We start from the raw sequence: 26060 nt of genomic DNA, 5'->3' as shown, positions 1-26060 counted from the left end.
TCTTTATACCCGGCGGATGGCGATCTCTTCCACCTTGTGCTGATCACCTTTTTTCAAAATGAGATCAGCTCGATATTTTGTCGGTAAAATATTTTGATATAAATTAGGGCGGTTCACAGTATTCCAAATGGTGCTTGCCATTTGATCTGCCTCTTCATCCGTCAAATCTTTATATTGATGAAAGAAGGATTCAGGGTCTTGGAAGGCTGTTTCCCTTAGCAAACGAAATCGTTCTTTATACCATGATTGAATTTGCGTTTCAGCGGCGTCTACATAAATCGAAAAATCAAAGAAATCTGATACAAACACACGCGGTTCATCCTTCAGATCATCCAGCGCTGGTGATTGAAGTACATTGATTCCTTCAATAATGACAATATCCGCATCCTCTACCGTTTCATACACCCCTTCTAGCCGGTCATAGGTCAGATGAGAATATACCGGGGCATGCACAGTTTGTTTACCTGATTTTAATTCATTTAAAAAAGACAGCAGGGCTTTGACATCATAGCTTTCCGGGAAGCCCTTCTTTTCCATCAGCCCTCGATCCTTTAATTCTTTTTGAGGATATAAAAAGCCATCTGTTGTCACAAGACTCACCTTCAGCCCATCTCCAAGCCTTGATAAAAGCGTTTCAATGATACGAGCCGTTGTGCTTTTCCCGACAGCTACACTTCCAGCAATTCCAATTAAAAAGGGAATTTTGGCATGATGCGGGTAGTTTAAAAAGGCATTCACATGCTGGTTTTTTTGTTTTTCTGCAAAGACATGTAATGTTAGAAAACGAATAAGCGGTATGTAAATATCTCGAACTTCTTCAAGCGATAAATAGTCATTTAACCCTTGCAGCGCTCTCGCTTCCTCTTCTGAAACTGATACCGGCATATATTCTCCAAGAGCGGCCCAGGCCTCTCTCGTATGGCGCGTGTATAGCGTATTAAAATCTAGTCGCGTGTCACTCAAAGTCTTTCCCACCAATCTTCACTAAACTCGTAACCCAAAAAGACGATAATCCGATTGTAGCTTAAAATGAAGGCGCTGTCTTTATTTTTCAGCGAAAGTTTGCTTCTTTTGCGAAAAAAAGCATTAAAAAAAGGAATATGAGGGTAAATAAGAGTATTCAGTACGATAGATAGAAGGGAGCACACCAAATGAAATATGTGATGATTGGCGGAGATGCAGCAGGAATGAGCTGCGCTATGCAAATATATAGAGAGGATCCAGATGCACACATTGTTGCTTTTGAGAAAGGAGAGATTTTCTCATATGGACAGTGCGGACTTCCCTACTTGATCGGCGGTCTCATTGATCATCACAGTAAGCTGATCGCACGCAGTGCTGAAACCTTTCGTGAGAAATATGGAATTGACGCCAGATGCTTACACGAAGTGACCTCCATTGATCCAGAGCAAAAAACAGTGTCGGGTCATCATACAAAAACAAAAGAACCTTTTACAGAAAGCTATGACCGTCTTTTAATTGCAACAGGAGCAAGCCCTGTCACACTGGATTTAGACACTCAGCCATTAGAAGGCGTACACGTATTAAAAACCATCCCGCATGCGCTGTCCATTTTGAACCATTTAAAAAAAGACATCACACATGTCACCATCATTGGCGGTGGATATATCGGCCTTGAAATGGCTGAAAATTTAAAAGCGCTCGGAAAAAACGTACATATCATTCAGCGGGGAGCAGCACTCGGCCCGGGCTTTGACTCCGATATAGCAATATACCTTAAAGAAGAGGCTGACGCCAAGGGTATTCACGTGTCGCTTGGAGAAACAGTGCAGCAATTAGAAGGCAAGTCACATGTCACAGCTGTTATCACAGACAAACAAACCATTCAAACAGATATGGTCATCATAGCCATCGGCGTTACTCCGCAAACCTCCTTTTTACATCATACCGGAATCAAGCGTCTTCAAAATGGCGCTATTGCAGTAAATCAATACATGCAAACCAATATAAAAGACATTTATGCTGCTGGTGATTGCGCGGCGACCTATCACCGCATCAAAAAATCACTGGATTATATTCCGCTTGGCACAACTGCGAATAAACAAGGGAGAATCGCAGGCTTTCATATGACAGGAACAAACCGGGCGTTTCAAGGCGTGACTGGAACAGCCATCATGAAATTTATGGAAGTGACAGCGGGAAGAACAGGCTTATCAGAAAAAGAAGCAAAAGCAGCGGACATTCCTTTCTCCGTGATCACGATTGATAGTACAGATCACGCGAAGTATTACCCAGAAGCGCAGAAAATGAAAGTGAAACTGATCTACAGAAGCGATGACCATACCTTGCTTGGTGCCCAAATCATCGGCAGAAACGGTGTAGATAAACGGATCGATATCGTGGCGGCTGCCCTTTACCAAGAGCTGACCATAACAGACCTTGAAGATTTAGATATTAGCTATGCACCGCCCTTTAACAGTGTATGGGACCCGCTTCAGCAAGCGGCAAGACGGATATAGAAAGACTTCTGCAATGAAGCCTTATCAAAAAAAGAAACCAGTTCAAAACCGGTTTCTTTTTTGTTACTTTTTCATCAACGCTTTGCGTGCTGCTTTTTCAAATAAAAATGGGAATAACTGATACAATTTGCTGCCAGCGTTCATCCACCCGGGCAGATTAATCTCTCTCTTTTTTGTCATCATGGCAGATACGACTTTGCCTGCCACCTTGTCCGCACTGAGCATCATAAAATCAACGTTCTTCACATATTCACCGCTGCGGTCAGCGATGGTAAAGAAATCTGTTGCAATCGGTCCTGGATTGACCGTTGTTACGTGAATACCTGAGTCTGCCAGCTCCATTCTGAGGCTGTTTGAAAATCCAAGAACAGCATGCTTTGATGCAGAATAAATGGCTGATTTGGGAGTCGCAACCTTTCCTGCCTGGGATGCGATATTGATAATATGTCCCTGCCCTCTTTGCTTCATCTCAGGGATGACCTTTTTCGTGCAGGCGATTAAGCCAAACACATTCACCTCAAACATCGACACCATTTCTTCGATGGACGCATCTTCGACGAGATCGAATACACCAAAGCCGGCATTGTTGACCAAAATATCGACCGGCCCCACTTCTTCATACGCGCGATCAATGTCCTCGAGCTGACTGACATCAAGCTGAGCGATGTGACACACCCCGCCAGCGCTCACAATTTTTTCTTTCACATCTGTAAGCTTTTCTGTTCGTCTTGCTGAAATAATGATCTCTGCGCCTTCTTCTGCTGCCAAGTACGCCATTTTTTCACCAATGCCCCCAGATGCGCCTGTAATCCAAATTCTTTTTCCTGTCAATCGCCCCATACGTTTCACTCCTTAGTTTGCCCTGTAATAGACGATTCCGTCTTTTTCAACTTCTTCAATTTGCCCAGCCGCTAAGAGCACATCAAGCTGACCGACTGTCTCTGACATCGTTAAAAATAAGGCCTCTTCATATAGCACTGGAAATAGCTTACGGCAAAGATGAAAGGCTGTCATTTCTTTTTGTTTGAGCAGCTGATACATTGTGTTTGCCCGTTTTTCTTGTTTCTTAAATCTTTCTTCGATCAATTCATGGTGAGCCGTGATGAGCTGACCGTGTCCCGGATAAATCGTCTTGATTGGCAGACGCAATAACCGATTGAGTGATGTTTTATATTGAAGCAGTGATTTTTGACGTTCCTCGCCTTCATCCGGTGCTTCCATTAACGGATTTGAGGAAATGGTCGTCAAAAGCAGGTCGCCGCCAATAAAATTCCCCGTTCTTTCGTCTAGAAAGGAAAGGTGAGACTGTGCGTGTCCGGGTGTTTCCATCACAAAGAAGTGTTCATGCCCGCTTAAACGATCACCTTCTTTTATGACCTCATCTACATGTGAAGTACAAGAATATGTATAAGATTGCTTCACCATTTTTTCACACTCATTTTGTCGAAGCGGCACACCTAACTGCTGAAAAAAAAGAGTCATAAAGTCCACTTGGCGCTGCTTAAACACCGGATCCTGACTAATATACGGCTCATTTAGCTGGTGCCCGATCACACGGACATGAGGTTTCATCAAATTCAATAGACCCACATGATCTGCATGATGATGGGTCAGCACCACTTGATCAATATCGTCTATCGATAAACGATGTTCCTTTAGTTGGGTGACAAAGGCATGCTCTGCCTCTTCTGTCATCGGCCCGCAATCTACTAAGGTTACGGCCTCTCCTTTTAATACATATGCATGCACATCCCCAACGGCAAACGGCGTCGGGATGGATAATTGAATGATGTCTTCTTTCACTTTTATATGTCATCTCCTGCTTTTTGACTCATGATTGTGGGACTCAGTCTTCTTACTTCATTGTATCTTGCAAAAGGCAGACTGTCATGCGGTTTAGATGGGCAATTTTTTTAACTGCCCCTATTGACATAAACTTGTCCATCGTTGCATAATGAACAACAAATATATGATGCGCGATGACAAGGATTAGTAAGCAAAATAATGATGCAAGAGAGTGAGGTCCGCCGGCTGTAAGACTTCACCATCCTCTTATTTGCTGAACCTGCCCTTTGAGCTGTTAGGCAAACCTAAACGTTTCCCGCGTTAAGGGACTAGAGCTGAGTATGCATGTTTGCATGCTAATTGAGGGTGGTACCGCGAAAAACCTTTCGTCCTTTTCAGGCGAGAGGTTTTTTTATTTTCTACAAGGAGGAGCAGCTTATGAGTAAAATTGGATTTATCGGTGCAGGCTCGATGGCAGAGTCTATGATCAAAGGTTTATTAAAAAGCGGCATGATGTCGAATGAAGATATCATTGTCACAAACAAAACGAATGAAAAACGATTAGAGGAATTACAGGCGCGATATGGGGTCAAAACGGATTTCGCTCGGTCCTTTATTTATGAAGAAGCGGATATTCTCGTTTTTGCCTTAAAACCGAAGGATGCAGAAAGCGGAATTTCTGAAGTCCGTCCTCATTTACATGGACAGCTGATCATTTCTATTTTAGCGGGTATTTCCATTGAAACGATTCAACACTATGCTGGCGGAAAGAGTGCAGTCGTTCGTGCGATGCCAAATACATCAGCGGCGATTCAGCAGTCAGCAACAGGTATTGCCGTAAGTCAAGAAGTGACTGAGGAGCAAAAGAAAAAGGCCGTCGAGCTGTTTGAAACAATCGGGCATGTCACCGTATTAGATGAATCGCAGCTAAATGCGGTAACAGCCATCGCAGGCAGCGGCCCTGCCTTCATTTATCATTTGATTGAAGGAATGGAGCGAGGTGCTTCGGAACTTGGAATGGACCAAGCAACTGCGAAATTACTCATTTGCCAAATGATTGCAGGCGCCGCCAATATGCTTCAAGACAGCGGAAAAGAACCTGCCGAACTGCGCAAAGAAATCACAAGTGAAGGCGGAACAACAGAAGCCGGCCTGAACACACTGGCTGCCTATCAATTTGAAGAAGCTGTTGTCGATTGTGTCAAAACAGCCACTAAACGCGCAGCAGAATTAAACGAAATGTTTTCAGCAAGCACGTATAAATGAATTTGAAAAGCACCTGTTTTGATGCAGGTGCTTTTTCACATATACCCCTCTATTTTTTTTCGCTGGCCACTGGGTGTGAATTTCGTGATTCACACTTCGGTTCTTTCTGTTCTTTACTAGAAATGGCTTGTTGTAATAAAGAATCACGTGCCTGATAAAAATTCACATCAACTAACAATTCTTGATGCTTCACTATTAGCACCTCCTCATGTAGATGATTCACTCATTGACATGATGGCTTTGATTTGATCCAGATGATGTTGTTCATGTAAAGCGATGGTTTCAGCTAATATTTGAACGGTCATCAGTCCTTCTTCCGGATGCAGGCCTGATTGTTCCCATATATCTTTTTCTAATAGCCGAAGCGTGTTGTATCTTCTCTCTTTCATCCGTTTGATCAATGCTTTGATCTCCTCTGCGTTATACCATTCATACGCTCTTTCTTTCACATACATTTCAGGATCATACGATTGAAAGGACGTTTGATCATCTGATATCGCCTGCTCTATCCGCTCTGACCAGACTTCTTCTGTGTCATACAAATGCCCGGCGAGCTGCTTGATTGACCACTTCCCCTCCCCCAAAGATTGATCCAGTGTGTTATCATTACAAGCCTCCACTAGCTTCTCAAGTTCACGCATACTTTCCTGAAGCGATGTGATGATGTCTGTTTTTGTTAATTTCCCAGTTTCCATTTAATGTTCTTACCCCCTTCAAATAAATGTAAGTCTTCATCAATATCATACTCTATTTATCTAAATGGAAAGATCATTTATTTAAAAATAGAAGCCCTATCATCAAGATAGGGCTCTTCATCACATCTACTTACTTTTTCTCTAATAAAGCATGAATCGTTGATTCTAGTAATTCTGGCAAAATGCCAAAAGAGAACGGGACGTGCAGCCGCTCTGTCCATTTGTGCGGGTCCTTTCCTAATGGACCCACGTTGATGACTGGAACGTAAAGGGCTTCCTTTTCTCCTTGTGGTAAAGAATAGCCTTTTTGGTAAAGTGGCATATTGGTCGTGTAATGACCTACCTCCTGCTTTTCGAGCTGTAAGTAACTTAAATCAGACAATCCCGGGAAATATTTCACTTCCTCCACTTCAAGTCCGTACGCCTCTTTTGCCTCTTCTTGAATCTTCTTTAATGTCGTCTGAATATGCGGATCTTCTGTTGAGGACACAGAAGGGTAAAATGGCGGACTATAAAATAGAACAATCAGCGGTCCTTCTTCCTTACAAAGCGTCGTCAGCTCCGAGACAATTTTCGTTGAAAAATCACGATCTCCAAGCTCACCTCGGTTGGCGAATGCATAGTTGACAATGCGCTCGACTTCCTGTTCACCAGAACGTTCTGCGGCTTTTTGATACAGCTCGTGATACGTGAGAACCGTAACCCTCGCATCGATGGGTGTAAAGTGTTTGAAGCGCTGAAAGTCAGCTGTTTTTTGCTGAAGATTGGCCTCGATTTGGTCTGCGGCTTGTTTCGCAGTATCATAGAGAAGGCAATGCAGTTCTTCACTTGAACGTTTCATCATGAGCACATTAAATAAAGATACGGCTGTGTGAGGTGTTTGAACGGAATAGGCTTCTTTTAAGTCTTTTTGCATTAAGTTCGTAGGGGGAGGCGTTACTTCACCATCTACTTCCTCACAATAATCACTATTGAGCTCTAACAGCCGGTTTAGTTCAGATACCATAAAATTCGCATTTAAGCCTGAGAATGGTTCTCCTACATGCGTTTCAATCCCTTTACAGAAAAATCCGGCTAATACCTTTCCTATACTGCCTGTATACATATAATGATGTTCATCCCCTGGATACTTTTCAAACATGGGCTCACTGTTTAAACACGCGGTATAGTCAAGGTCATGCTTTTCTTTAAGCTCCTTTAGTTTCGGGACAGCCTCAAGCATTCCTTGTGAATTCACTTCTTCATCAGGGACTGTGACGAGCAGGACATTTCCATCAAATGTTTCTGTCATCGCTCTTTCCAGCATAGAAAGCTGCACGGTGAGACCTGCTTTCATATCCATGGCCCCTCTCCCAAACAGCCAGTCGCCTGAAGCAAGGTCCTCTCTTGCCCTCTTTGGAAGAAGCGCACTTTTTTGCGAAAAGGATGCCATTAACTCTTCAGGCTTGCATGCCATGTTTTGGAATTCGCCGTAATCTTCTGTATCAACTACATCAAAGTGACTAAGAAGCAGCACGGTACACCGCAGCGTACTGCGCTTCACAAGTGCCGTTAAATAATACCGGCCATCTTTCATCGGATGCAAAGCCAAATGATCAGGGTTCTGCTCAAAATAAGGCCGTTCCCTTAGCAAATAATATAAGTATTCCGCTAACGCGACTTCTCCTGTTGTACCTGATATGCTTTCATATTGCATAAGAGCTGTCAGGAGCTCCTTTAGTTCACTCTCTGTTTGCCATTTCATCCGTTCTCCCCCTTTGATGTCTCTATCTCTCCATTATACAAAAACGTGTATAAAAGCTATATTCTTTGAGCACCTTTTATGACGAAAGTTTGAATGGCTGTTATAATCGGCTATACAATTCCATGAGGAGGCGAAGGTATTTGGAAACAAAACTCTTTTCACCTTGGACATTAAAAGGTGTTACACTGAAAAACCGCATCGTGATGTCCCCGATGTGTATGTATTCATCCTATGACCGTGATGGGAAATTACAGCCTTTCCACTTCACACATTATATTTCCCGTGCACAAGGTCAGGCTGGCCTCATCATGGTGGAAGCAAGTGCTGTATCTCCTGAGGGAAGAATTAGTGATCAAGACCTCGGTATTTGGAGCGATGAGCACATTGAAGGATTTGCTTCATTAAACGAACAAATCAAAGCATACGGAACGAAGACAGCCATCCAGCTAGCCCATGCAGGACGTAAAGCTGAACTTGATGGGGACATCCTTGCACCATCAAGCATTCCATTTGATGAAACATCTAAAACCCCTGTCGAGATGTCTGTTGATCAAATCAAAGATACCGTTCAGGCGTTTCAGGATGCAGCTGTACGGGCAAAAAAAGCGGGCTTTGACATCATTGAAATTCATGGTGCACATGGCTATTTAATCAATGAATTTCTTTCACCGCTGGCGAACCACCGAACAGACGACTATGGCGGTTCACCAGAAAACCGCTATCGTTTCTTAAGAGAAGTCGTAGACGCAGTCAACGCCGTATGGGACGGACCTTTATTTGTCCGTGTGTCGGCTTCTGATTACACAACAAAAGGACTTGATATTGCAGATTATATTGGCATTGCCACTTGGCTCAAAGAGCAAGGTGTCGACTTAATCGATGTCAGCTCAGGTGCTGTCGTACAGGCGAAAATCAACACATTCCCCGGCTATCAAGTAACATTCGCTGAGAAAATAAAAGAAGGTGCCGGCATTCAAACAGCTGCTGTCGGTCTGATCACATCTGGTGTACAGGCAGAGGAGATTTTACGAAATCAGCGTGCAGATTTGATCTTTATTGGCAGAGAATTTTTACGCGATCCATACTTTCCAAAAACAGCTGCTCAAGAGCTCCGTACATCCATTGAAAGCCCGCGTCAATATGATCGCGCTTGGTAAAAGCTCTTAGGAAAAAAGGTGTCTATTTTTCGAAATAGGCATCTTTTTTGTTTTTAAGAGAAACATATCTGCCTTTTGTGCCGTCTTTTAGCTAAAGAACCACTTAGAGGAGATGGAAGAATGAATTCGGCAATGATTGAAAAAATGTATCATATAGATGGACACCATTTTTATACAAAACATCGTCAAGGCAAAAGGCAAGCCACGATTATCTTTGAAGCCGGCTACGGCATTTCTAGTGATACGTGGTCGAATATGGCCCGTGATATTGACCCAGAGCTTGGGGTTTTCTTATACGACCGTTTAGGAAATGGAAAGAGCAGTGAGAGCTGTGAAGGAAGAACCTTGCATGACCTCGCTGATGATTTAGATGCGCTACTGAAAGAAGCCAATATTCAGCCGCCATTTCTCATCGTCGCTCACTCATTCGGCTCTCTTGTCAGCCGGCTATGGGCAAGCCGAAGAGGAGATGATGTCATTGGCATGGTGCTGCTAGACCCAGCAAGCGAGGAACAAGAGCAGGTGATCTTGCCGCTTTTATCAAAGGAAGAACGCACTTCATATATGACGCAATTTACAGCAGAATGTACGCATGAGGACTTTCAGCAAATGTTAAGCACAATCAAAGAGGAGCAAAACCATTATGGGATGATGCCGCTTCTTGTCATTTCATCAGGTAAGAGCCGATTGTTTCATCCAGCGCATGAAGCTTGGCTCAGACTTCATAAACGCATGCTGTCTTTGTCATCCCAAAGCGGATGGATTCAGGCGCAGAACAGCTCGCACTATATTCATCAAGATGAACCGCATATTGTACAGCTTGCCATCTATGATGTATGGTGCGCAGCCAAACAACCTGTCTCCTATTATCAAACTGCCAATTAAAACGAAAAACTCCTTGACCTGTTATGAGTCAAGGAGTTTCTTTAATTTATGCCATTGGAGCAGATTGACTTTTTTCAGAAAGCAGCTTTTCAATGCTGACAAGCTGAACACATAATGTAAAGATGTCAATCGCTTGCTCTAGTTCTTCAAGAGCCGGGAATGTTGGTGCAATGCGAATGTTACGATCAAGCGGATCTTTTCCATATGGATATGTTGCACCTGCACCTGTCATTGTGACACCTGCTTCTTTAGCTTTTTGCACAACAGCTTTTGCACAATGATCAAGTGTATTTAAACTAATAAAATATCCGCCATTTGGCTTGTGCCATTCAGCGATGTCTTTCCCGCCAAGTTTCTCATCAAGAATAGAAAGAACGAGGTCAAATTTCGGCTTAATGATCGCTGCATGCTTTTTCATATGTTCCTTCAAACCTTCTGGATTTTGGAAGAAACGAAGATGTCTTAGTTGATTGATTTTGTCCGGTCCGATCGTTTGAATCGATAATTGCTTTTGAGTAAAGCTCACATTGTCCGGGCTAGACGCCATCAGAGCAACACCTGAGCCTGGGAATGTAATTTTAGACGTAGACGCAAACATAAACACACGGTTCGGGTATCCTGCCTCTTCGACTGCTTGAAAAATATCTTTTAACGTATCAGGTGTATCCGTTAGATGGTGGACTGCATATGCATCATCCCAAAAAATTCGGAAGTCGTCTGCTTTTGTTTTCATTGAAGCTAGGCGGTCAACGACTTCATCTGAATACGTAATGCCGTCTGGATTGCTATATTTCGGTACACACCAAATGCCTTTAATCGCTTCATCTTCTGCGACCAATTTTTCTACCTGATCCATATCAGGTCCATCAGCCTTCATATCGACCGTGATCATCTCTATGTTAAATAGCTCACAAATGGCAAAATGACGGTCATACCCTGGGCTTGGTGCAAGGAATTTTACCTTTGGCAATTCTCCCCAAGGTGTTTTGCTGTCACATACGCCGTGAGTCATCGCACGTGCAATGGTATCATGCATCATATTCAGACTTGAGTTACCGCCGATGATGATTTGTTCTGGCTTTAAATTCAGAACTTCTGCAAAAAATTTCTTCGTTTCAGGAAGGCCTGTCAAGCCGCCATAGTTTCGCACATCTGTGCCATCTTCAGCTGTCATTGCATCCTTTGATGTCACAACATCGAGCATGCCCATAGACAAATCGAGCTGTTTTGGTGAAGGCTTCCCTCTAGACATGTCTAAGTGCAAGTTTTTACTTTTGTAAGTTTCATACTCATTTTGTAGTGCCACATATAGGTCATTCAATTCTGCTTCACTTAATGCTGTAAAACCGCTCATCTTTGATTGTGCCTCCCGTATTCTTCATAGTTTGATTCGTCATTTGTTTTTTCTTCACCATTTTACCACTACCTGAAAAAGAGCGTCATCATAAATATCAAAAAAATCACACAACTTTTTTTGACGATTCATCCAATTTTTACAGGGTGCGTTCAATGGGGAAAGAAGAGAAATCATGTGCAGCTTCTGTCAGCGGAAATATATCGCGGGCTTCTTTCAACAGTTGTTTCAGTGCCTCTTCTCCTTGGTAACGTGCACTTATATGGGTCAAAATAAGCCTTTTTGCGCCTGCTTCCTGTGCTGTTTTCGCTGCTTGTTCTGTTGTGCTGTGATAATAATTGTAGGCTAAATCTGCATCTTCTTTACCGAATGTTGCTTCATGGACTAACACATCCGCATTTTTGGCAAGCCTTGTTATATTCTCGCACAAACGGGTATCTCCTGAAAATGCAACGATTCTCCCTTTTTTAGGGGGTTCCAAATAATCGGTTCCATCGATAGTTCTTCCATCTTCGAGTGTCACGGATTCCCCATTTTTCAACTTCTGATACAAAGGTCCAGGTTTTACACCGATTTCTTTTAGGTCTTCGGCTTTTAATGCACCAGGCATATCTCTTTCCACAACCCGGTAGCCGTAAGCTGGAATCCCGTGAGAGACTCTTCTTGCTTCTACTTGAAAGGTATCATCTTCAAATACGATCCCTTCATCTATTTCTATGATATGCAGCGGATATGTCAAATGCGTTTGCGAGGCTGAAAGTGCTGCGTTTACAAAGGCCTTGATGCCCTTTGGTCCATAGATCGTCAATTCATCCTCCCCGCCTTGAAAGGATCTGCTGCCAAGAAGTCCCGGAAGGCCATATACATGATCTCCGTGCATATGTGTGATAAATATTTTCTCGATTTTTCTCGGTTTAATCGTTGTATGTAAGATTTGGTGCTGCGTTGCTTCTCCGCAATCAAAAAGCCACACTGCATTTCTTTCTTCTAAAAGCTTTAGCGCTGTGCAAGTGACGTTTCTTGTTTTTGCAGGAATGCCTGCACCTGTTCCTAAAAAGAGCAGTTCCATTACTTTTCCTCCTAAAGCCGGTATACAATATCTTCATTCATATAGAATACATGAAGACAAGGTAAATGTGAATTCAGCGGAATTTTTGAAAAAAGTGAAACGAGAGCAGAAAAAGTCGAATCAAATGTTTGCTTTACGAACAATGAACCTTTAAAATAAAGAAAATGTACATACATTCTCGGTTTTTACAACAATGCTACGAATAAAGTGAGGTACTTCTCGTGAATACAGAAACTAATAACCCTAAAGCAGTCATTGTCATTTTTGGCGCAACAGGAGACCTTGCCAAACGCAAGCTCTACCCTTCTATACATAGACTTTATCATAGCGGAAAGCTCGGTGATCAATTCGCTGTTGTCGGAGTTGGACGCCGTCCGTGGTCTCATGAGGACCTCAGAGCTGTGGTAAAAGAATCTGTTTCTTCTGATGATGCAGAAGCGAAAACAGAGGAATTCATTTCACATTTCTATTATCACGATTTTGACGTATCAAGCCCTGCTTCCTATCAATCACTTAACACGCTTCTAACAGGCCTTGAAGATACGTACAGTATTCCAAATAACCGCATGTTCTATTTAGCTATGGCACCGGAATTCTTCGGAACGATTGCGAAGTTCCTAAAGAGTGAGGGCGTATCAGAAACAACCGGCTGGTCACGACTTGTCATTGAAAAGCCATTTGGGCATGATCTGCCAAGTGCGAAAACATTAAATGAAGAAATTCGTGATGCATTCACAGAAGATCAAATTTATCGTATTGACCACTATCTTGGTAAACAAATGGTTCAAAACATTGAGGTTATCCGTTTTGCGAATGCCATCTTTGAACCACTTTGGACAAACCGTTATATCTCAAACATTCAAATTACATCCAGTGAATCATTAGGGGTTGAAGACCGGGCTCGATATTACGAAAATTCTGGTGCACTAAGAGATATGGTCCAAAACCATATGCTTCAAATGGTTGCCCTTTTAGCAATGGAGCCGCCAATTAAACTGAATACAGAGGAAATCCGCAGCGAAAAACGGAAAGTATTGCGCGCTCTTCGTCCTTTCTCTAAAGATGAGGTCGATCAATTCTTTGTCCGCGGACAGTATGATACGGGTACGATTGATGGCAGCGAGGTTCCTTCTTATTTGGAAGAGCAAAATGTTGACCCGAACTCAAACACAGAAACATTTGTGGCAGGGAAACTGCTCATTGATAACTTTAGATGGGCCGGGGTGCCATTTTACATTCGGACAGGAAAACGGTTAGAAAAGAAATCTACTCAAATCGTGGTTCAATTTAAAGACATTCCAATGAACCTGTACTATGGTAACGGAAATGCCATGCATCCAAACCTACTTGTCATTCATATTCAGCCAGATGAAGGCATCACCCTTCACCTGAATGCTCGCAAGCTGGATGGCGGCACGTATGCGAAACCGATTAAACTCGACTACCAAACAAACTATAACGACATCATGAATACACCAGAAGCATATGAAAAACTGATTCATGACTGCTTACTAGGCGATGCAACAAACTTTGCTCACTGGGATGAAGTAGCACTTTCTTGGAACTTTGTTGATCCGATTTCTGAGAAATGGGCAGAAAACAAAACATTAAAACCAAACTATCCTGCTGGTTCTATGGGACCGAAAGAAGCGGATGAGCTTCTAGAAAAAGATGGATATCATTGGTGGAATATATAAAAAAGAGCAGTCTCCCTCGGGGGTTCTGCTCTTTTTTTAACGTCCTGTTTTCGTGATTTCAACCGTTGAAAAGTCAAATTTATCATAGCGGTGATGGCTAAATGAGTATTCAAACGGCCGCCCGGTGTTTAAATAAGCAACCTGCTCGACTTCAAGCACGGGATCCGTTGGGTCACAGCCCAAATACTGCTGATCCAGCTGATCTGATTTAGCCGCTCTGATTTTCTTGTGCGCTCCTGCTACTTTTAAATGAAGATCATTTGAAATGTAGCTATAGATAGAACCAAGTAGAACCTCTTCATCTATGCCCTTAATGAGATTGACAGGCATAAACGTTTTTTCTAATACATAAGGCTCTTCATCCACTAGACGGAGCCGGATGATATCATAAACAGGTGTGGTTGAGTCAATAGATAGATGGGCTGCCACCTCTTCGCTTGGAAAATGGACATCAAAGTGAATGATTTGAGTCGTGACGTTTTTATCCGCCATGACTTTTGTGAACCCTTTATTTTCATGGCCTGAGACATTGATGGCCCCTTGATTGAGCGCTGCCTTTACAATAAATGTACCGTGGCCTCTTTTTCTAAAGAGCAGACCTTCTGCAACGAGAAGATCAAGCGCACGCTTCATCGTCATTCTGCTGCATTGAAATTCAGCGGCAAGCGAGTTTTCATCTGGAATGGGTTGATCTTCTGGATAATATGCTGTTCCTATTCGTTTTCTGATTTCTTCTGAAATGAGTTCGTACTTCTTCATCTCACACCACCAACTGACTTGTTTTTTCATAGCGCCTTATTTCTAGAAGGAATATGGCGTTTTTGTAGCCTTCCTCTCATTCTACACTAAGGGATGTGAGCTTAAAAGGTGCCAGCCATTTTTGTTTCATCCACTTACCGTCACATAAGAAAAATACTTGCCCTTTTCAAGGAAAGAGCAAGTATTTTGATTAAAAACCGTTATTCTTTGAAACTGATTGAAACCAGTATCCACTCTTCTTAATCGTTCGTTTCCCGTCTTTTTGAAGATCAACTGAGACAAATCCATAACGATTTTTATATGCATTCGACCAGGACCAGTTGTCCATAAATGTCCACAGATGATAACCTTTCACATTGCTTCCTTCTTGAATGGCTTGATGCACCCACTTGAGATGCTCAGATATAAAGTCAATGCGGTAATCGTCATGAATCATTCCTTCTTCATCCTTAAACCGCTCCTCTCCTTCGACACCCATTCCATTTTCAGAAATAAAGCATTCGATATTATTATAGTCTGTCTGGACTTTTTTCAATATATCGTAAATGCCCTTTTCATAGATTTCCCAGCCTCGATACACATTCATTTTTCTTCCCGGCATCTCAAAAGAATCAAAGTAATGGTTCGGCATAAATGGTGCTTGAGGATGCGGCATATACTCTTTCGCTTTCACTCTTCTTGGTTGATAATAGTTGATGCCAAGAAGATCAATCGTATTCTCTTGAATCAGCTCAAGGTCCCCTTCTTCCATACTTGGCATAAAGCCTTCTTTCTTTAAGACTTCTACTAGTTTTTCCGGGAAATGTCCTTTCACCGCAGGATCTAAGAAGGAGCGGTTAAAGAAAGCATCGGCCATCTCTGCTGCTTCTACATCGCGCGGATTCTGACTTCGCGGATACGAAGGGGTCAGGTTTAAGATGATGCCAATCTTACCGTCTTGCTGCATCTCTTTATAAGCCGCAATCGCCTTCGCATTTGATAACAGTTCATGAAAACCGACCTGCACAGCCTTTTGGAAATCGACTTCGTTTGGATAATGAAAGCTATACATATATCCGCCTTCTACAGGGACAATCGGTTCGTTATGGGTAAACCATTTTTTCACCCGGTCACCAAATAATTGGAAGCATAATGTCGCATAGCTGACATAATCGTCGACCACCTGTCTGTTCACCCAGCCGCCTTTCTCCTGCAGCGCCATTGGCATATCGAAATGGTATAGGTTCACAAATGGCTCGATATCATGTGCAATCAGTTCATTGATCACATCATTATAAAAGGACACCGCTTCTTCATTGACGGCACCTGTTCCTTCAGGTAAAAGTCGTGACCATGAAATCGACAGCCGAAATGAATTGTGGCCAATTTCTTTCATTAGACGGATATCTTCTTTATATTTTCGATAAAATTGAGATGTCACGTTCGGCCCTACGCCATCAAAAAAACGAGTCGGCTCTTGTTCAAACCAATGATCCCAAATGTTTGGTCCCTTTCCATCACCAGGGACGCTCCCTTCCGTTTGCGTCGCCGAAGCAGAAGATCCCCACCAGAAACCTTCTGGGAATGTATATGATTGCTTGTTAGTTTCCATCGACATGTATTGAGTCTCCTTCACCTTTGATGTTTGCTGCCTTCGTATTTTCTGTTGTCGTTATTTTTTCATTTTTCACATTCATCCGGTCAATAAATTTCAGGAACGGGAACCAAATGACAAACACAATCATCAGGTTAAACAACTGAAGCAGACCGCCAGCTAGTGAATTAGTCGCCATCATTCCGCTAATAAAGATCGGTACTGTCCACGGGATATTCACGCCTGTAGGCGGCGGTACAATGCCTGATGCCATCGCAAAATAAGTAATACATGTAATGACCATTGGCGCCAAAATCCACGGAATCAGAATAAGCGGATTCATAACAATTGGTAAACCGAAGATAATCGGTTCATTGACGTTAAATAATCCTGGTCCTAAGCCGAGCTTGGCTACTTGTTTTAATTGCTTACTTTTCAGGAAAATTAAAATGGTAAATACAACAGCAAGCGTCATACCGGTTCCACCCATTCCAACCGTATAGATTTCAATAAACTGCTTGCTGATGATATTAGGAACCTCACCTGTTTTTGTATAGCTCTCTAGGTTTTGAATGGATAATGTATTCCAAATCGGATCCATGACAGAGTTGATAATAATTTGGCCGTGGAGCCCAAAGAACCAAAGAATTTGTATAAAGAAAACAGCGATCAACGTCGGAATGATACCGCTTCCAAGACCGACAAGCGGCGCCTGAATTGCATGATAAATCAGATCATGCATATTTGTTTTGAAGCCTTGTGTAATGATGATATTAATTAATAAAAAGGTTGTAAGTGTCAAAGTAGCCGGGATCAGTGCAGCAAAAGACTTGGAAACAGCTGGCGGAACCCCTTGCGGCATATTGATCACAAATTTCTTCTGGACAAAATAACGATAAATTTCAGCAGATAAAAAGCCTGTGATCATTCCTAGGAACATCCCCTTTGCACCTAAACGATCGACTGGGATGACGCCTGCAATCGTTGCACCGCCTTCTTGTTCTAGTAAAAACGGAGTTAGAAGCAAGAAAGAGGCTAAAGCAATCACGCCGCCAAAGACAGCTTCTACATCATAGCTTTTTGATAAATAGTAGCCGATCCCAAATACAACAAACACACTCATAATGCTGATGGTCGCACTCGGTGCGATATTCAGTGCAGACTGGACGCCTTCCAGTACGGTTTTACTCATGATTTTATCTAAAAATGGCAAATTCATCAGCACAACCATAATGGAACCAAAGATGGTGAGCGGGAACGCAAGCATAAAGGCATCCCGTAATACGCCTAAATAGCGGTTGTTGTTCAATCTCCCAGCAATCGGAACCAAAATGGCACTTATTTTATCAAACATTGGTTTCCCCCCTTGTTTACACCCTTTATTGTTTCAGCGATTGGAATATCGGCAGGAGCTCTCCCACAAGCTCCTTGATAGTAATGGTCGACATTAAGTGATCTTCGGCGTGCATGAGCAGTAAGGAAAAGGATGTTGTTTCTCCTCCTGCCTCCTTCTGTACGAGTTGAAAATGGATGTCATGTGCATGCCGTAAATCTTCTTCCGCTTCTTTCATGAGACCAAAAGCCTGTTCTTCTAGACCTTCTCGATATTGTTTCAGAGCCTCGAGCAATTTGCTGCGTGCATTCCCACTGTGTAAGATCAATTGAAAGCTGACTTGTTCCTCCGTGAGCCCTTCGAGTGTTTTCTTTTCCATCCTTTAAGATTCCCCCATCAGTGTAAGTGCCTGTTCATACGCTTTTTGTCCATCAGCAAGCCCGTACGCCTGCATATCAATGACCTCTACCTCAATTCCGTATTTTTTTGCTTCTTTTTGCAGGTCTCCTTTTAAAAAGCTCATTTGCGGTCCGATTAACACAACATCCGCATTCGCCATTTCTTTTCTCGCTTGATCTTGCCCAACTGCCCAAATTTCTGCTTCGTCCCCAATTGAATCGGCATGTGCTTTCATCTTTGTCACTAGTAAACTCGTAGACATTCCTGAACTGCATGCTAATAAAATACGTTTCATTTCTCTCACCCCATTGTTGTAATAAAAGCGCTTCCAATTAATATTATATATTTTTATTTTTAAATGTCTAGACATTTAGTTTTATTTGTCTGTATTTAATATAAAAAAGAGCGTATTTTACGCTCTTTTTTTATATTATCCTTTTCCTGCCTGAAACCCAGGATACTTTGTCATGCCGCCGTCTACATATAACGTTAGGCCCGTAACATAGCTTGCTTCTTTTGATGCCAGCCAGACAGCGCATGCTGCCACTTCTTCCGGCTTTCCAATATAGCCGATTGGAATCAGCTCAATCACGCCTTTTTTCAATTCTGGATCATCGAATTTTTCCGCATTAATCGGGGTATCAATGGCGCCTGGTGCAATACTGTTTACACGGATTTTTTTAGGGGCATATTCAAGCGCCAATGTTTCTGTCAAAAGCTTGGCGCCTCCTTTACTAGCTGCATAATGCACAAAATGAGGCCAAGGAATTTGCTGATGAACCGACGACATATTAATGATCGAGCCTTCTATCCCATGATCTGTCATATACCTCAGTGCATCACGGCATCCTAGAAACATACCTGTTAAATTGGTAGACATCACTTTGTTCCAATTATCCAGTGTCATTTCGGTGGAAGGCACTTCATTTTCAATGCCTGCGTTATTGATCATCACATCAAGACTGCCGAATGTATCAACAGCTTTATTAATCATCGCCTGCATATCCTCTTCCTTTGATACATCTCCCTTGATTTTCACAGCCTGTCCGCCATGTTTTTGAATTTCTGCAATGGTGTCATCCGGATTTTCTTTATCGAAGAAGTAATTGATCACCACATTGGCTTTTTCTTGTCCAAATCGGCGTGCCATCGCTTGGCCAATTCCTGTACCTGCGCCTGTAATTACAACTGTTTTTCCTTCTAAATCTGGATACATTCGTGTAACCTCCTATTTTGTAAAGCCTAGCAGCACACCGCCTGCAATAATCATCAAGCAGCCTGCAATGACAAAGCTTGTTCTCGATGCTTTCTCTTTTAATAAGTAAATGCCGCCTAGCGTTGAGATAACAATCCCTGTTTGTGACATCGAAAAGCTTACGGCTACGCCAATTAATGGAATGGCCAAAAGCAGCCCAAGATTTCCTGTTGACCAAACAAGACCGGCAATGATATTTCTAAACGTATATTTACTAAATGGATCCTGCTTTAAACTAATCGCTAAGGATGAAAGCAGCATGCCGACAGATTGCGGGACGAGTGCAGACCAGCCATCAATATCAAACCATCTTAAAATGACGACATATCCGACGTAGCCAACGGTTGAGATGAGAAGAATAATGATCCCTTTTTTAAAATTGCCTCTGCCATCCTCACCGCCATTCTTTTTTTGACCGAGCGATGTCATGACAACACCTGCAATGATTAGTAAAATGGCGCAAGAACCAATGAGTATGACCGTCATCGTCTGCCATTCTTTGAAGACCATGACGCCAAATAGCGTTGTGCTCACAAGCTGCATGCCCGTTGATAAAGGAACCGCTTTAGACACGCCGAGAAAAGCGACACTTGAAAGCTGATTCATTTGTCCAATACTCCAAAAGATTCCTGAAATGACGGAAACCGCAAATATAAGCGGTGTCAGCTCTGGCATTTTGATGAAAAAAGCTACAATCGAAAATAAAAACGCGCCGAGCGTAATGCCGAGGGTTTGCTGATACGCATTCCCGCCTAATTTGACACTGATGAGAACAATACTTCCCCAAAATATCGCTGGGAGAAGTGCATATAAGATGCCCACCTCTATCCCTACTTCCTTGTCTTTTTTACATAGCATCCCTCTTTTTCACATTTTTAGCCGAAAAGATGCAAACAAAAAAACCTTACCAAAGGTAAGGTTTTTCAGTCGTTCTCTATTTATTTCATCCATTCAGTATGGAATACGCCTTCTTTATCTGTGCGCTCATACGTATGTGCACCGAAATAGTCACGCTGTGCTTGAATTAAATTCGCTGGAAGGACAGCTGTGCGATAGCTATCAAAGTAAGCAAGTGCACTTGAGAATGAAGGAACAGGAACTCCTTGTTCCACTGCAAGTGAAATGACTTTACGAAGTGATGATTGATAGTTTTGAGCAATATCCTTAAAGTATGGATCAAGCAATAGGTTTTTCAGTTCAGGATTACGGTCATATGCTTCTTTAATTTGTTGTAAGAAGGCTGCACGAATGATACATCCGCCGCGGAAGATCATCGCAATTTCACCGTATTTTAAATCCCAGTTATATTCATCAGACGCTGCTTTCATTTGCGCAAAGCCTTGTGCGTAAGAACAGATTTTACTCATGAATAGGGCTTTTCTAACCGCTTCGATCAGCTCTTGTTTATTCTCAGCTGATTGCGCAGGCTCAGGACCTTGGATCAATTGACTTGCTTCCACTCGCTCATCTTTCATTGCTGAAATGTAGCGCGCAAAAACAGACTCAGTAATGATTGGAAGCGGGACACCTAGATCAAGTGAGCTTTTGCTTGTCCATTTTCCAGTTCCTTTTTGACCAGCTTTATCTAAGATCACATCCACAAGCGGCTGGTTTGTTTCTTCATCCACTTTTGTGAAAATGTCAGCTGTAATTTCGATTAAATAGCTGTCAAGCTCGCCTTTATTCCACTCTGAGAATACTTCATGAAGCTCCCCTGCTGACAATCCAGCAACATGCTTCAAGATAAAGTAGGATTCAGAGATCAATTGCATATCTCCGTACTCGATACCGTTATGAACCATTTTGACATAATGTCCTGCTCCATCTGGGCCGATATACGTTGTACAAGGCTCGCCATCTACTTTCGCAGAGATCGCTTCTAAAATTGGTTTCACTAGCTCATGTGCTTCTTTTTGACCGCCTGGCATGATGGAAGGACCTTTTAGCGCGCCTTCTTCACCGCCGGAAACACCTGTACCAATAAAGTGAATGCCACTTTCTGCAAGCTCTTGATTACGTCTTTGTGTATCCTTGTAATATGTATTTCCACCATCAATTAAAATGTCACCTTTCTCTAGGTGAGGAAGTAATGATTGAATGGTTGCATCTGTTGCTGCACCAGCTTTTACCATTAAAAGAATTTTACGCGGTGTTTCAAGCGACTGAACAAATTCTTCGATGCTGTATGTGCCAACAACGTTTTTTCCTTCTGCTTCTTGCAGAAACTCTTCTGTTTTGCTGCTAGATCTGTTATAAACGGATACGGAGAAACCGCGGCTTTCAATATTGAGGGCAAGGTTTTTCCCCATAACGGCTAGTCCAACCACACCGATTTGTTGTTTTGACATAATTCTGACGTCCCTTCTAACACACTATATTGATTACTGCTGAAATGATGTACCCTTTGAAATTACCACAACATCACCTCTTTTATCAAGTTTTCAGGCTAGTCATTTCCTCTTTCGTCCTGAAAAAAATCTTTATTGAAACTTGTCCCGCTTGTTTTACTCTCTTTTTCCTTAATGGTGATCCCTCTTTGCACCAATGGTTTTCCATATTTTTCTTTCAGTCCATCTAAAATGGTTTGGAGGGGCTCTTCTTTTGCATCTTCTGTATATGAAAATAAATCAAGCTGTTTAACGGCTGCTTTTCGTTCGACAAGGTCTGTCCCCGTTACACCTAAGAGCCTCACTGGCTGGTCATTCCAATGTTTCAGGAATAACTGCTTTGCCGCTTCAAATATTTCTTCCTTTCGATCCGTTGGATTTGTGAGCATGACACTTCGCGTGATATTTTTCCAGCTTGCATACCGAATCATGATGAGCAGCCGATTCGCCATCACTTCTTTTCTCCTTAACCTTGCACTCACAGATTGTGACAGCTTATCAATTAACGTGACAAGTTCATCTGAATCATCCGAATCATGAGGCAGAGTGGATGAATTGCCGACGGATTTAAATTCGTATATTCTTTCTGGGTCCACGATGCCGTCATGTTCACCATTCGCCTTTTGCTTTAATCTCGGTCCATTAATGCCAAGCAATTCTTTTAGCGTATACTCATTCGCTTTCGCTAAGTCTTCTATAGTATGAATTCCGATGGTTTTCAATTTATCTGCCGTTTTTTGTCCAACCCCGTGCATGTCACCAGCAGGGAGCGGCCAAAGCATATTCGGAACATCTCGTTTACGCAATATGGTGATTCCCATTGGCTTTTTCCAATTAGACGCCATTTTCGCTAAAAATTTATTCGGTGCAATGCCGATACTTGAAGGAAGCATCAGCTCCTCTACTAGCCTTGTTTGAATATCATGAGCCGTTTTTACCGCATGTTCGGCATATGGCGTATGCGTTAAATCAATGTAGCCCTCATCAATCGATACAGGTTCGACTAAATCACTGTATTCTCTTAGTATTGTAAACATCTCTTGTGAGGAGCTGCGGTACCGGTCAAAGTTCGGTGTGCGGACAATGAGTCCCGGACATAGCCGCTTCGCCTCCCACAAGGGCATCGGGGGCTTCACACCTAATGCTCTCGCCTCGTAGCTGCACGTCACAACAATCCCTTTACGCTCTTTTGCATTTCCGCTGATGGCTAAAGGTTTCCCTCGCAAAGAAGGATCATACGCCATTTCTACATTGGCATAAAAAGCATTCATGTCTATATGAAAAATAATATTTGACATTGGCATAACCCCATTTTCTGTCTACCTGAATTTTGATCAGCTATTTTTGATTATACATTGATTTATTTCATCTTTCCTTAAAAAAACCTTCTCTAAAAAAGAGAAGGTTTCACGTTCATTTACACTTTTTCTTCAAGTATACCATGTTGATATTGAATGTCCTCATATGTGAATACTTCATTTTTTTGAGGATATAATTGTTTCACAACCGGAGTAGGCTGTTGATTAAAATTCATACTCAAACTTTGATTGGAGTAGTGTCCAGCCGGATCAATATAATACTTGTAATCAATGACTCTTTCTACATCAATGTCAGCGTAAGCAATTCCCTCTGTTTCAGCTGGAACCATATCACTGATCGGCTCCCCATCCGGCCCGTAAATGCACGTATGCCCGCTCTTAAATGTTTCAAAGTAATCTCTTTGCTCCTGCGTTAAACAAATCATCGCTTTCATTTCTTCCGTATATATAGATGATGTCATCAGCACAAATGTCTGTGTCGCGATGGCATAATATCTGCTTGATATTTCATCATCAAAATAACCTGGCCAAGAGGCTACATGTACCTGCTCATTTTGGGCATTCATCGCCATAAGATTTAGCGGGACTTGATGCTCCCAGCACATCAATCCGCCTAGGTTTCCAATTTCAGTTTGAAACACCGGCATCATACTGCCACTTCCATCCCCCCAAATGAGTCTTTCTGCTACAGAAGCTCTCATTTTCCGATGTTTTCCTATTAAATCCCCATTTGGATTAAACCAAAGCTGAGCTAAATAGAGAGAGCCGCCATCTTTTTCACTGCATGATATACAAACGTACGTTTCATTTCTTTTTGCTGCTTCACTGATTTTTTGAATGGCTAAGCTAGGGATTTCAACTGCATTTTTATATAATTCATGATAGAACTTTCTTGTATATTCTGGATGACCAATAAAAGCAAACCAAGGGTAACCAGGTAAAAATGCTTCTGGGAATGCCACAAGCTTTGCACCATTTGAAGCTGCCTCGTCAATCAGGTCGCATGATTTCTCAACGGTTGCTTCCAAATTTAAGTAGACTGGTGCTGCTTGTACCGCAGCTGCTCGAAACTTTGGATAAATACTTGTCATATTCAAAACCTCCATTTCTTTTCATCCCCCTCATTATAGGATAGGAAATATGAAGTTTGGATGACATTACCTATTTTGAACAAAATAGGTAATTTTATTTTATAGAGAAAACACGCGGTTCTGTTAGACATTTAACCATGTGTATAGTACACTGTGAGTAATGAAATGGATGTGATAATCATGATTATTGATACATTCAATGAAGTCTTTTTCCTTGTTGAATTCTTTACGATTATTCTTCCAGCGCTGACGGCCATCGGCATTGCGTTTTTACTAAAAGACTGCCGTATGAACGAACACCTTGGTGGGCATCGTTTGGAAGAGTTGGACGCATCTTGCTTGAATCGAACAGACTTTCTGTTTATCATATATGATCGCATTACAACTTGGATTAGTAAAGTCATTCGAATGAAAAGATCATCTAATGATGATGAAGACCATTCGCTTCTTCTCACGAATTAAATTTTTTTAATCATGAGGAGGAAACGAATTGAAACGTTTATTGACTGTGTTTACGACTTTATGTTTGATGATGATTGCGTCACCTGCATTTGCAGCGAGTGCGCAAACGAATACGAGCTCTGATGGGTTTTTCCATCATTATTTTGTTCAGCCTTTTTCTGAGCTGATCATTTGGCTTGCGAACTTTTTCCATGATGATTATGGTTTATCCATTATGTTCGTCACCTTGATTGTCCGCCTGCTGATTTTCCCGCTTTTTGCGAACCAATTTAAGAAGCAAAGAGTCATGCAGGAAAAAATGGCACTGGTGAAGCCTCAGATTGACCAAATACAAAGCAAATTGAAGAAAACGAAAGATCCTGAAAAACAAAAAGAACTGCAAATGGAAATGATGAAAGTTTATAAAGAGAACAATGTGAACCCGCTTGCCATGGGCTGTCTGCCGATGCTGATTCAAATTCCAATTGTTCTTGGCTTTTACTCAGCGATCCGCTCAACACCTGAGATCGCAACACACTCATTCTTATGGTTTAACTTAGGACAAACCGATTTATTGGTGGCTATTTTTGCAGGAGCTATGTATTTCTTGCAATTTTATGTCACGCAAAAATTTGCGAAGCAATCAGGCACCCAGACAGAGGCTGCGCTGAAGCAAGCGAAAGTAATGGGCATGATTTTTCCAATCATGATGCTGTTTCTTTCAATTAATGCACCCGCTGCTCTTCCTTTATACTGGATGACAAGCGGACTACTACTCACGATTCAAACGATTATTTTAAATGTCATGTACCAAAAATCAAAAACGAAAGCTGCGGCTAACGAACAAGCCAAACCAGCTGCTGAATAAAAATAAACCCCTTATCTAAAGATAAGGGGCTTTTCATTATGCCAATTCTTCTTTCAACCGGTCTGGCAATTGATCGAGGTCCTCAATTTTCCCAAGGAACTTATTTGGGTCCACTTGTAAAATCATTTTGTTTTCTCTCTCAACAACGCCGAAGAAATATTCAGAGGCCTTCGTGTTCATATGAAATGGCTTGATCTCGCTTTGCTCGATATCGATAATATCTTTTGCATCTGAGACAAGACAGCCAATCATTTGATCGTTTACTTCAAATAGCAGTACCTTTGACTGCTCGTTTACATCAAGAGGCTTTCCGTGAAGCATCACACCTGTGTCACTGACAGGAATGACCTCTCCTCTTAATGACATCAGCCCTTTAATTTCTTTTGGAAGGTTCGATACTTCTTGTAAGTAAGGGACCTTTTCAATCGAACGAATATGCTCTACACTGATGCCAAACTCCTCTTGCCCCACCTGAAAAATAATAATCTTTTGCGCGCTCACAG

Annotated in this window: 26 protein-coding genes and 1 other annotated feature; of the genes, 7 read left to right on the top strand and 19 right to left on the bottom strand. The window is 42.1% G+C overall.

Annotated features, from left to right (window positions below):
• Positions 1-3: 3 nt before the first annotated feature.
• Positions 4-963: a type I pantothenate kinase gene (gene coaA, locus V6Z54_RS15390; RefSeq protein ID WP_024428044.1), complete on the bottom strand. Its 960-nt coding sequence runs from the start codon at positions 961-963 to the stop codon at positions 4-6.
• 188 nt (positions 964-1151) lie between these two features.
• On the opposite strand from coaA, the gene V6Z54_RS15385 reads away from it, so the two are divergent.
• Positions 1152-2480 (top strand): CoA-disulfide reductase, encoded by a 1329-nt coding sequence (locus V6Z54_RS15385; protein WP_305960284.1) that lies wholly within the window; start codon positions 1152-1154, stop codon positions 2478-2480.
• 63 nt (positions 2481-2543) lie between these two features.
• On the opposite strand, the gene V6Z54_RS15380 is transcribed toward V6Z54_RS15385, so the two are convergent.
• On the bottom strand, positions 2544-3320 hold the full coding sequence (locus V6Z54_RS15380) for an SDR family oxidoreductase (protein WP_039179737.1): 777 nt from the start codon (positions 3318-3320) through the stop codon (positions 2544-2546).
• A 12-nt stretch (positions 3321-3332) separates the two neighbouring features.
• Positions 3333-4283, bottom strand: a complete 951-nt coding sequence (locus tag V6Z54_RS15375) for an MBL fold metallo-hydrolase (RefSeq protein WP_269103305.1) — start codon at positions 4281-4283, stop codon at positions 3333-3335.
• Between the two features lie 167 nt (positions 4284-4450).
• Positions 4451-4662: a binding site (T-box leader), on the top strand.
• Positions 4663-4703: 41 nt separating this feature from the next.
• Between V6Z54_RS15375 and proC the strand changes: the two genes are divergently transcribed.
• Complete coding sequence (gene proC / locus V6Z54_RS15370) at positions 4704-5531, top strand: pyrroline-5-carboxylate reductase (protein WP_269103304.1); 828 nt, start codon at positions 4704-4706, stop codon at positions 5529-5531.
• 49 nt (positions 5532-5580) lie between these two features.
• Here the strand turns inward: proC and V6Z54_RS15365 are convergent, their stop codons facing one another.
• The 3 genes from V6Z54_RS15365 to V6Z54_RS15355 form a co-directional block, all read right to left on the bottom strand.
• Entirely contained in the window at positions 5581-5724 is a 144-nt protein-coding gene (locus tag V6Z54_RS15365) for a hypothetical protein (protein ID WP_155761598.1), read from the bottom strand.
• 13 nt (positions 5725-5737) lie between these two features.
• Positions 5738-6226 carry a DinB family protein gene (locus tag V6Z54_RS15360; protein ID WP_305960286.1) on the bottom strand — a complete coding sequence of 163 codons (489 nt, stop codon included), beginning with the start codon at positions 6224-6226 and terminating at the stop codon, positions 5738-5740.
• A gap of 130 nt (positions 6227-6356) precedes the next feature.
• The gene (locus V6Z54_RS15355) at positions 6357-7970 is read right to left on the bottom strand and encodes a M20/M25/M40 family metallo-hydrolase (protein ID WP_041086050.1); all 1614 of its coding nucleotides are present in this window, start codon (positions 7968-7970) and stop codon (positions 6357-6359) included.
• Between the two features lie 140 nt (positions 7971-8110).
• On the opposite strand from V6Z54_RS15355, the gene namA reads away from it, so the two are divergent.
• Together namA and V6Z54_RS15345 are read left to right on the top strand one after the other, a co-directional pair.
• Entirely contained in the window at positions 8111-9127 is a 1017-nt protein-coding gene (namA, locus tag V6Z54_RS15350) for an NADPH dehydrogenase NamA (RefSeq protein ID WP_080772260.1), read from the top strand.
• Between the two features lie 120 nt (positions 9128-9247).
• Positions 9248-10012, top strand: a complete 765-nt coding sequence (locus V6Z54_RS15345) for an alpha/beta hydrolase (RefSeq protein WP_041086052.1) — start codon at positions 9248-9250, stop codon at positions 10010-10012.
• Between the two features lie 46 nt (positions 10013-10058).
• Here V6Z54_RS15345 and V6Z54_RS15340 read toward each other — a convergent pair whose 3' ends face one another.
• Positions 10059-11366: an aminotransferase class I/II-fold pyridoxal phosphate-dependent enzyme gene (locus tag V6Z54_RS15340; protein ID WP_075611604.1), complete on the bottom strand. Its 1308-nt coding sequence runs from the start codon at positions 11364-11366 to the stop codon at positions 10059-10061.
• Positions 11367-11505: 139 nt separating this feature from the next.
• Complete coding sequence (gene rnz / locus V6Z54_RS15335) at positions 11506-12435, bottom strand: ribonuclease Z (protein ID WP_338527470.1); 930 nt, start codon at positions 12433-12435, stop codon at positions 11506-11508.
• Positions 12436-12656: 221 nt separating this feature from the next.
• Between rnz and zwf the strand changes: the two genes are divergently transcribed.
• Complete coding sequence (gene zwf, locus V6Z54_RS15330) at positions 12657-14132, top strand: glucose-6-phosphate dehydrogenase (protein ID WP_269103299.1); 1476 nt, start codon at positions 12657-12659, stop codon at positions 14130-14132.
• Positions 14133-14168: 36 nt separating this feature from the next.
• Here the strand turns inward: zwf and V6Z54_RS15325 are convergent, their stop codons facing one another.
• The 10 genes from V6Z54_RS15325 to V6Z54_RS15280 form a co-directional block, all read right to left on the bottom strand.
• Positions 14169-14891: a GntR family transcriptional regulator gene (locus V6Z54_RS15325; protein ID WP_075611607.1), complete on the bottom strand. Its 723-nt coding sequence runs from the start codon at positions 14889-14891 to the stop codon at positions 14169-14171.
• 190 nt (positions 14892-15081) lie between these two features.
• Positions 15082-16488 carry a glycoside hydrolase family 1 protein gene (locus V6Z54_RS15320; protein WP_218677411.1) on the bottom strand — a complete coding sequence of 469 codons (1407 nt, stop codon included), beginning with the start codon at positions 16486-16488 and terminating at the stop codon, positions 15082-15084.
• Positions 16472-17818 carry a PTS cellobiose transporter subunit IIC gene (celB, locus tag V6Z54_RS15315; protein WP_039179764.1) on the bottom strand — a complete coding sequence of 449 codons (1347 nt, stop codon included), beginning with the start codon at positions 17816-17818 and terminating at the stop codon, positions 16472-16474. Before celB ends, V6Z54_RS15320 begins: the two co-directional genes overlap by 17 nt.
• A 25-nt stretch (positions 17819-17843) precedes the next feature.
• Positions 17844-18176, bottom strand: coding sequence for a PTS lactose/cellobiose transporter subunit IIA (locus tag V6Z54_RS15310; RefSeq protein WP_041086062.1), 333 nt, complete (start codon positions 18174-18176; stop codon positions 17844-17846).
• A 3-nt stretch (positions 18177-18179) separates the two neighbouring features.
• Positions 18180-18491 carry a PTS sugar transporter subunit IIB gene (locus V6Z54_RS15305; protein ID WP_041086064.1) on the bottom strand — a complete coding sequence of 104 codons (312 nt, stop codon included), beginning with the start codon at positions 18489-18491 and terminating at the stop codon, positions 18180-18182.
• A 135-nt stretch (positions 18492-18626) separates the two neighbouring features.
• A complete protein-coding gene (locus tag V6Z54_RS15300) occupies positions 18627-19412 on the bottom strand; it encodes an SDR family oxidoreductase (RefSeq protein WP_338527469.1) in 786 nt (261 codons plus the stop codon).
• Positions 19413-19424: 12 nt separating this feature from the next.
• Positions 19425-20273 (bottom strand): GRP family sugar transporter, encoded by an 849-nt coding sequence (locus tag V6Z54_RS15295; protein ID WP_218677562.1) that lies wholly within the window; start codon positions 20271-20273, stop codon positions 19425-19427.
• A gap of 116 nt (positions 20274-20389) precedes the next feature.
• Positions 20390-21799, bottom strand: a complete 1410-nt coding sequence (gndA, locus tag V6Z54_RS15290) for an NADP-dependent phosphogluconate dehydrogenase (protein WP_041086071.1) — start codon at positions 21797-21799, stop codon at positions 20390-20392.
• A gap of 98 nt (positions 21800-21897) precedes the next feature.
• On the bottom strand, positions 21898-23142 hold the full coding sequence (locus tag V6Z54_RS15285; RefSeq protein WP_041086073.1) for a DNA polymerase IV: 1245 nt from the start codon (positions 23140-23142) through the stop codon (positions 21898-21900).
• Positions 23143-23255: 113 nt separating this feature from the next.
• Complete coding sequence (locus V6Z54_RS15280; protein ID WP_073979723.1) at positions 23256-24248, bottom strand: carbon-nitrogen hydrolase family protein; 993 nt, start codon at positions 24246-24248, stop codon at positions 23256-23258.
• A 180-nt stretch (positions 24249-24428) separates the two neighbouring features.
• On the opposite strand from V6Z54_RS15280, the gene V6Z54_RS15275 reads away from it, so the two are divergent.
• On the top strand, positions 24429-24710 hold the full coding sequence (locus V6Z54_RS15275; RefSeq protein ID WP_041086075.1) for a hypothetical protein: 282 nt from the start codon (positions 24429-24431) through the stop codon (positions 24708-24710).
• 67 nt (positions 24711-24777) lie between these two features.
• Positions 24778-25557, top strand: a complete 780-nt coding sequence (locus V6Z54_RS15270; RefSeq protein WP_231120215.1) for a membrane protein insertase YidC — start codon at positions 24778-24780, stop codon at positions 25555-25557.
• 36 nt (positions 25558-25593) lie between these two features.
• Here the strand turns inward: V6Z54_RS15270 and V6Z54_RS15265 are convergent, their stop codons facing one another.
• On the bottom strand, positions 25594-26058 hold the full coding sequence (locus V6Z54_RS15265; protein WP_039179788.1) for a chemotaxis protein CheW: 465 nt from the start codon (positions 26056-26058) through the stop codon (positions 25594-25596).
• Between the last annotated feature and the right edge of the window lie 2 nt (positions 26059-26060).

Source organism: Bacillus sp. MAG717A, assembly GCF_036884855.1.
Taxonomy (GTDB): Bacteria; Bacillota; Bacilli; order Bacillales; family Bacillaceae; genus Bacillus; species Bacillus safensis.
This window is presented reverse-complemented; position numbering and strand designations above follow the sequence as displayed.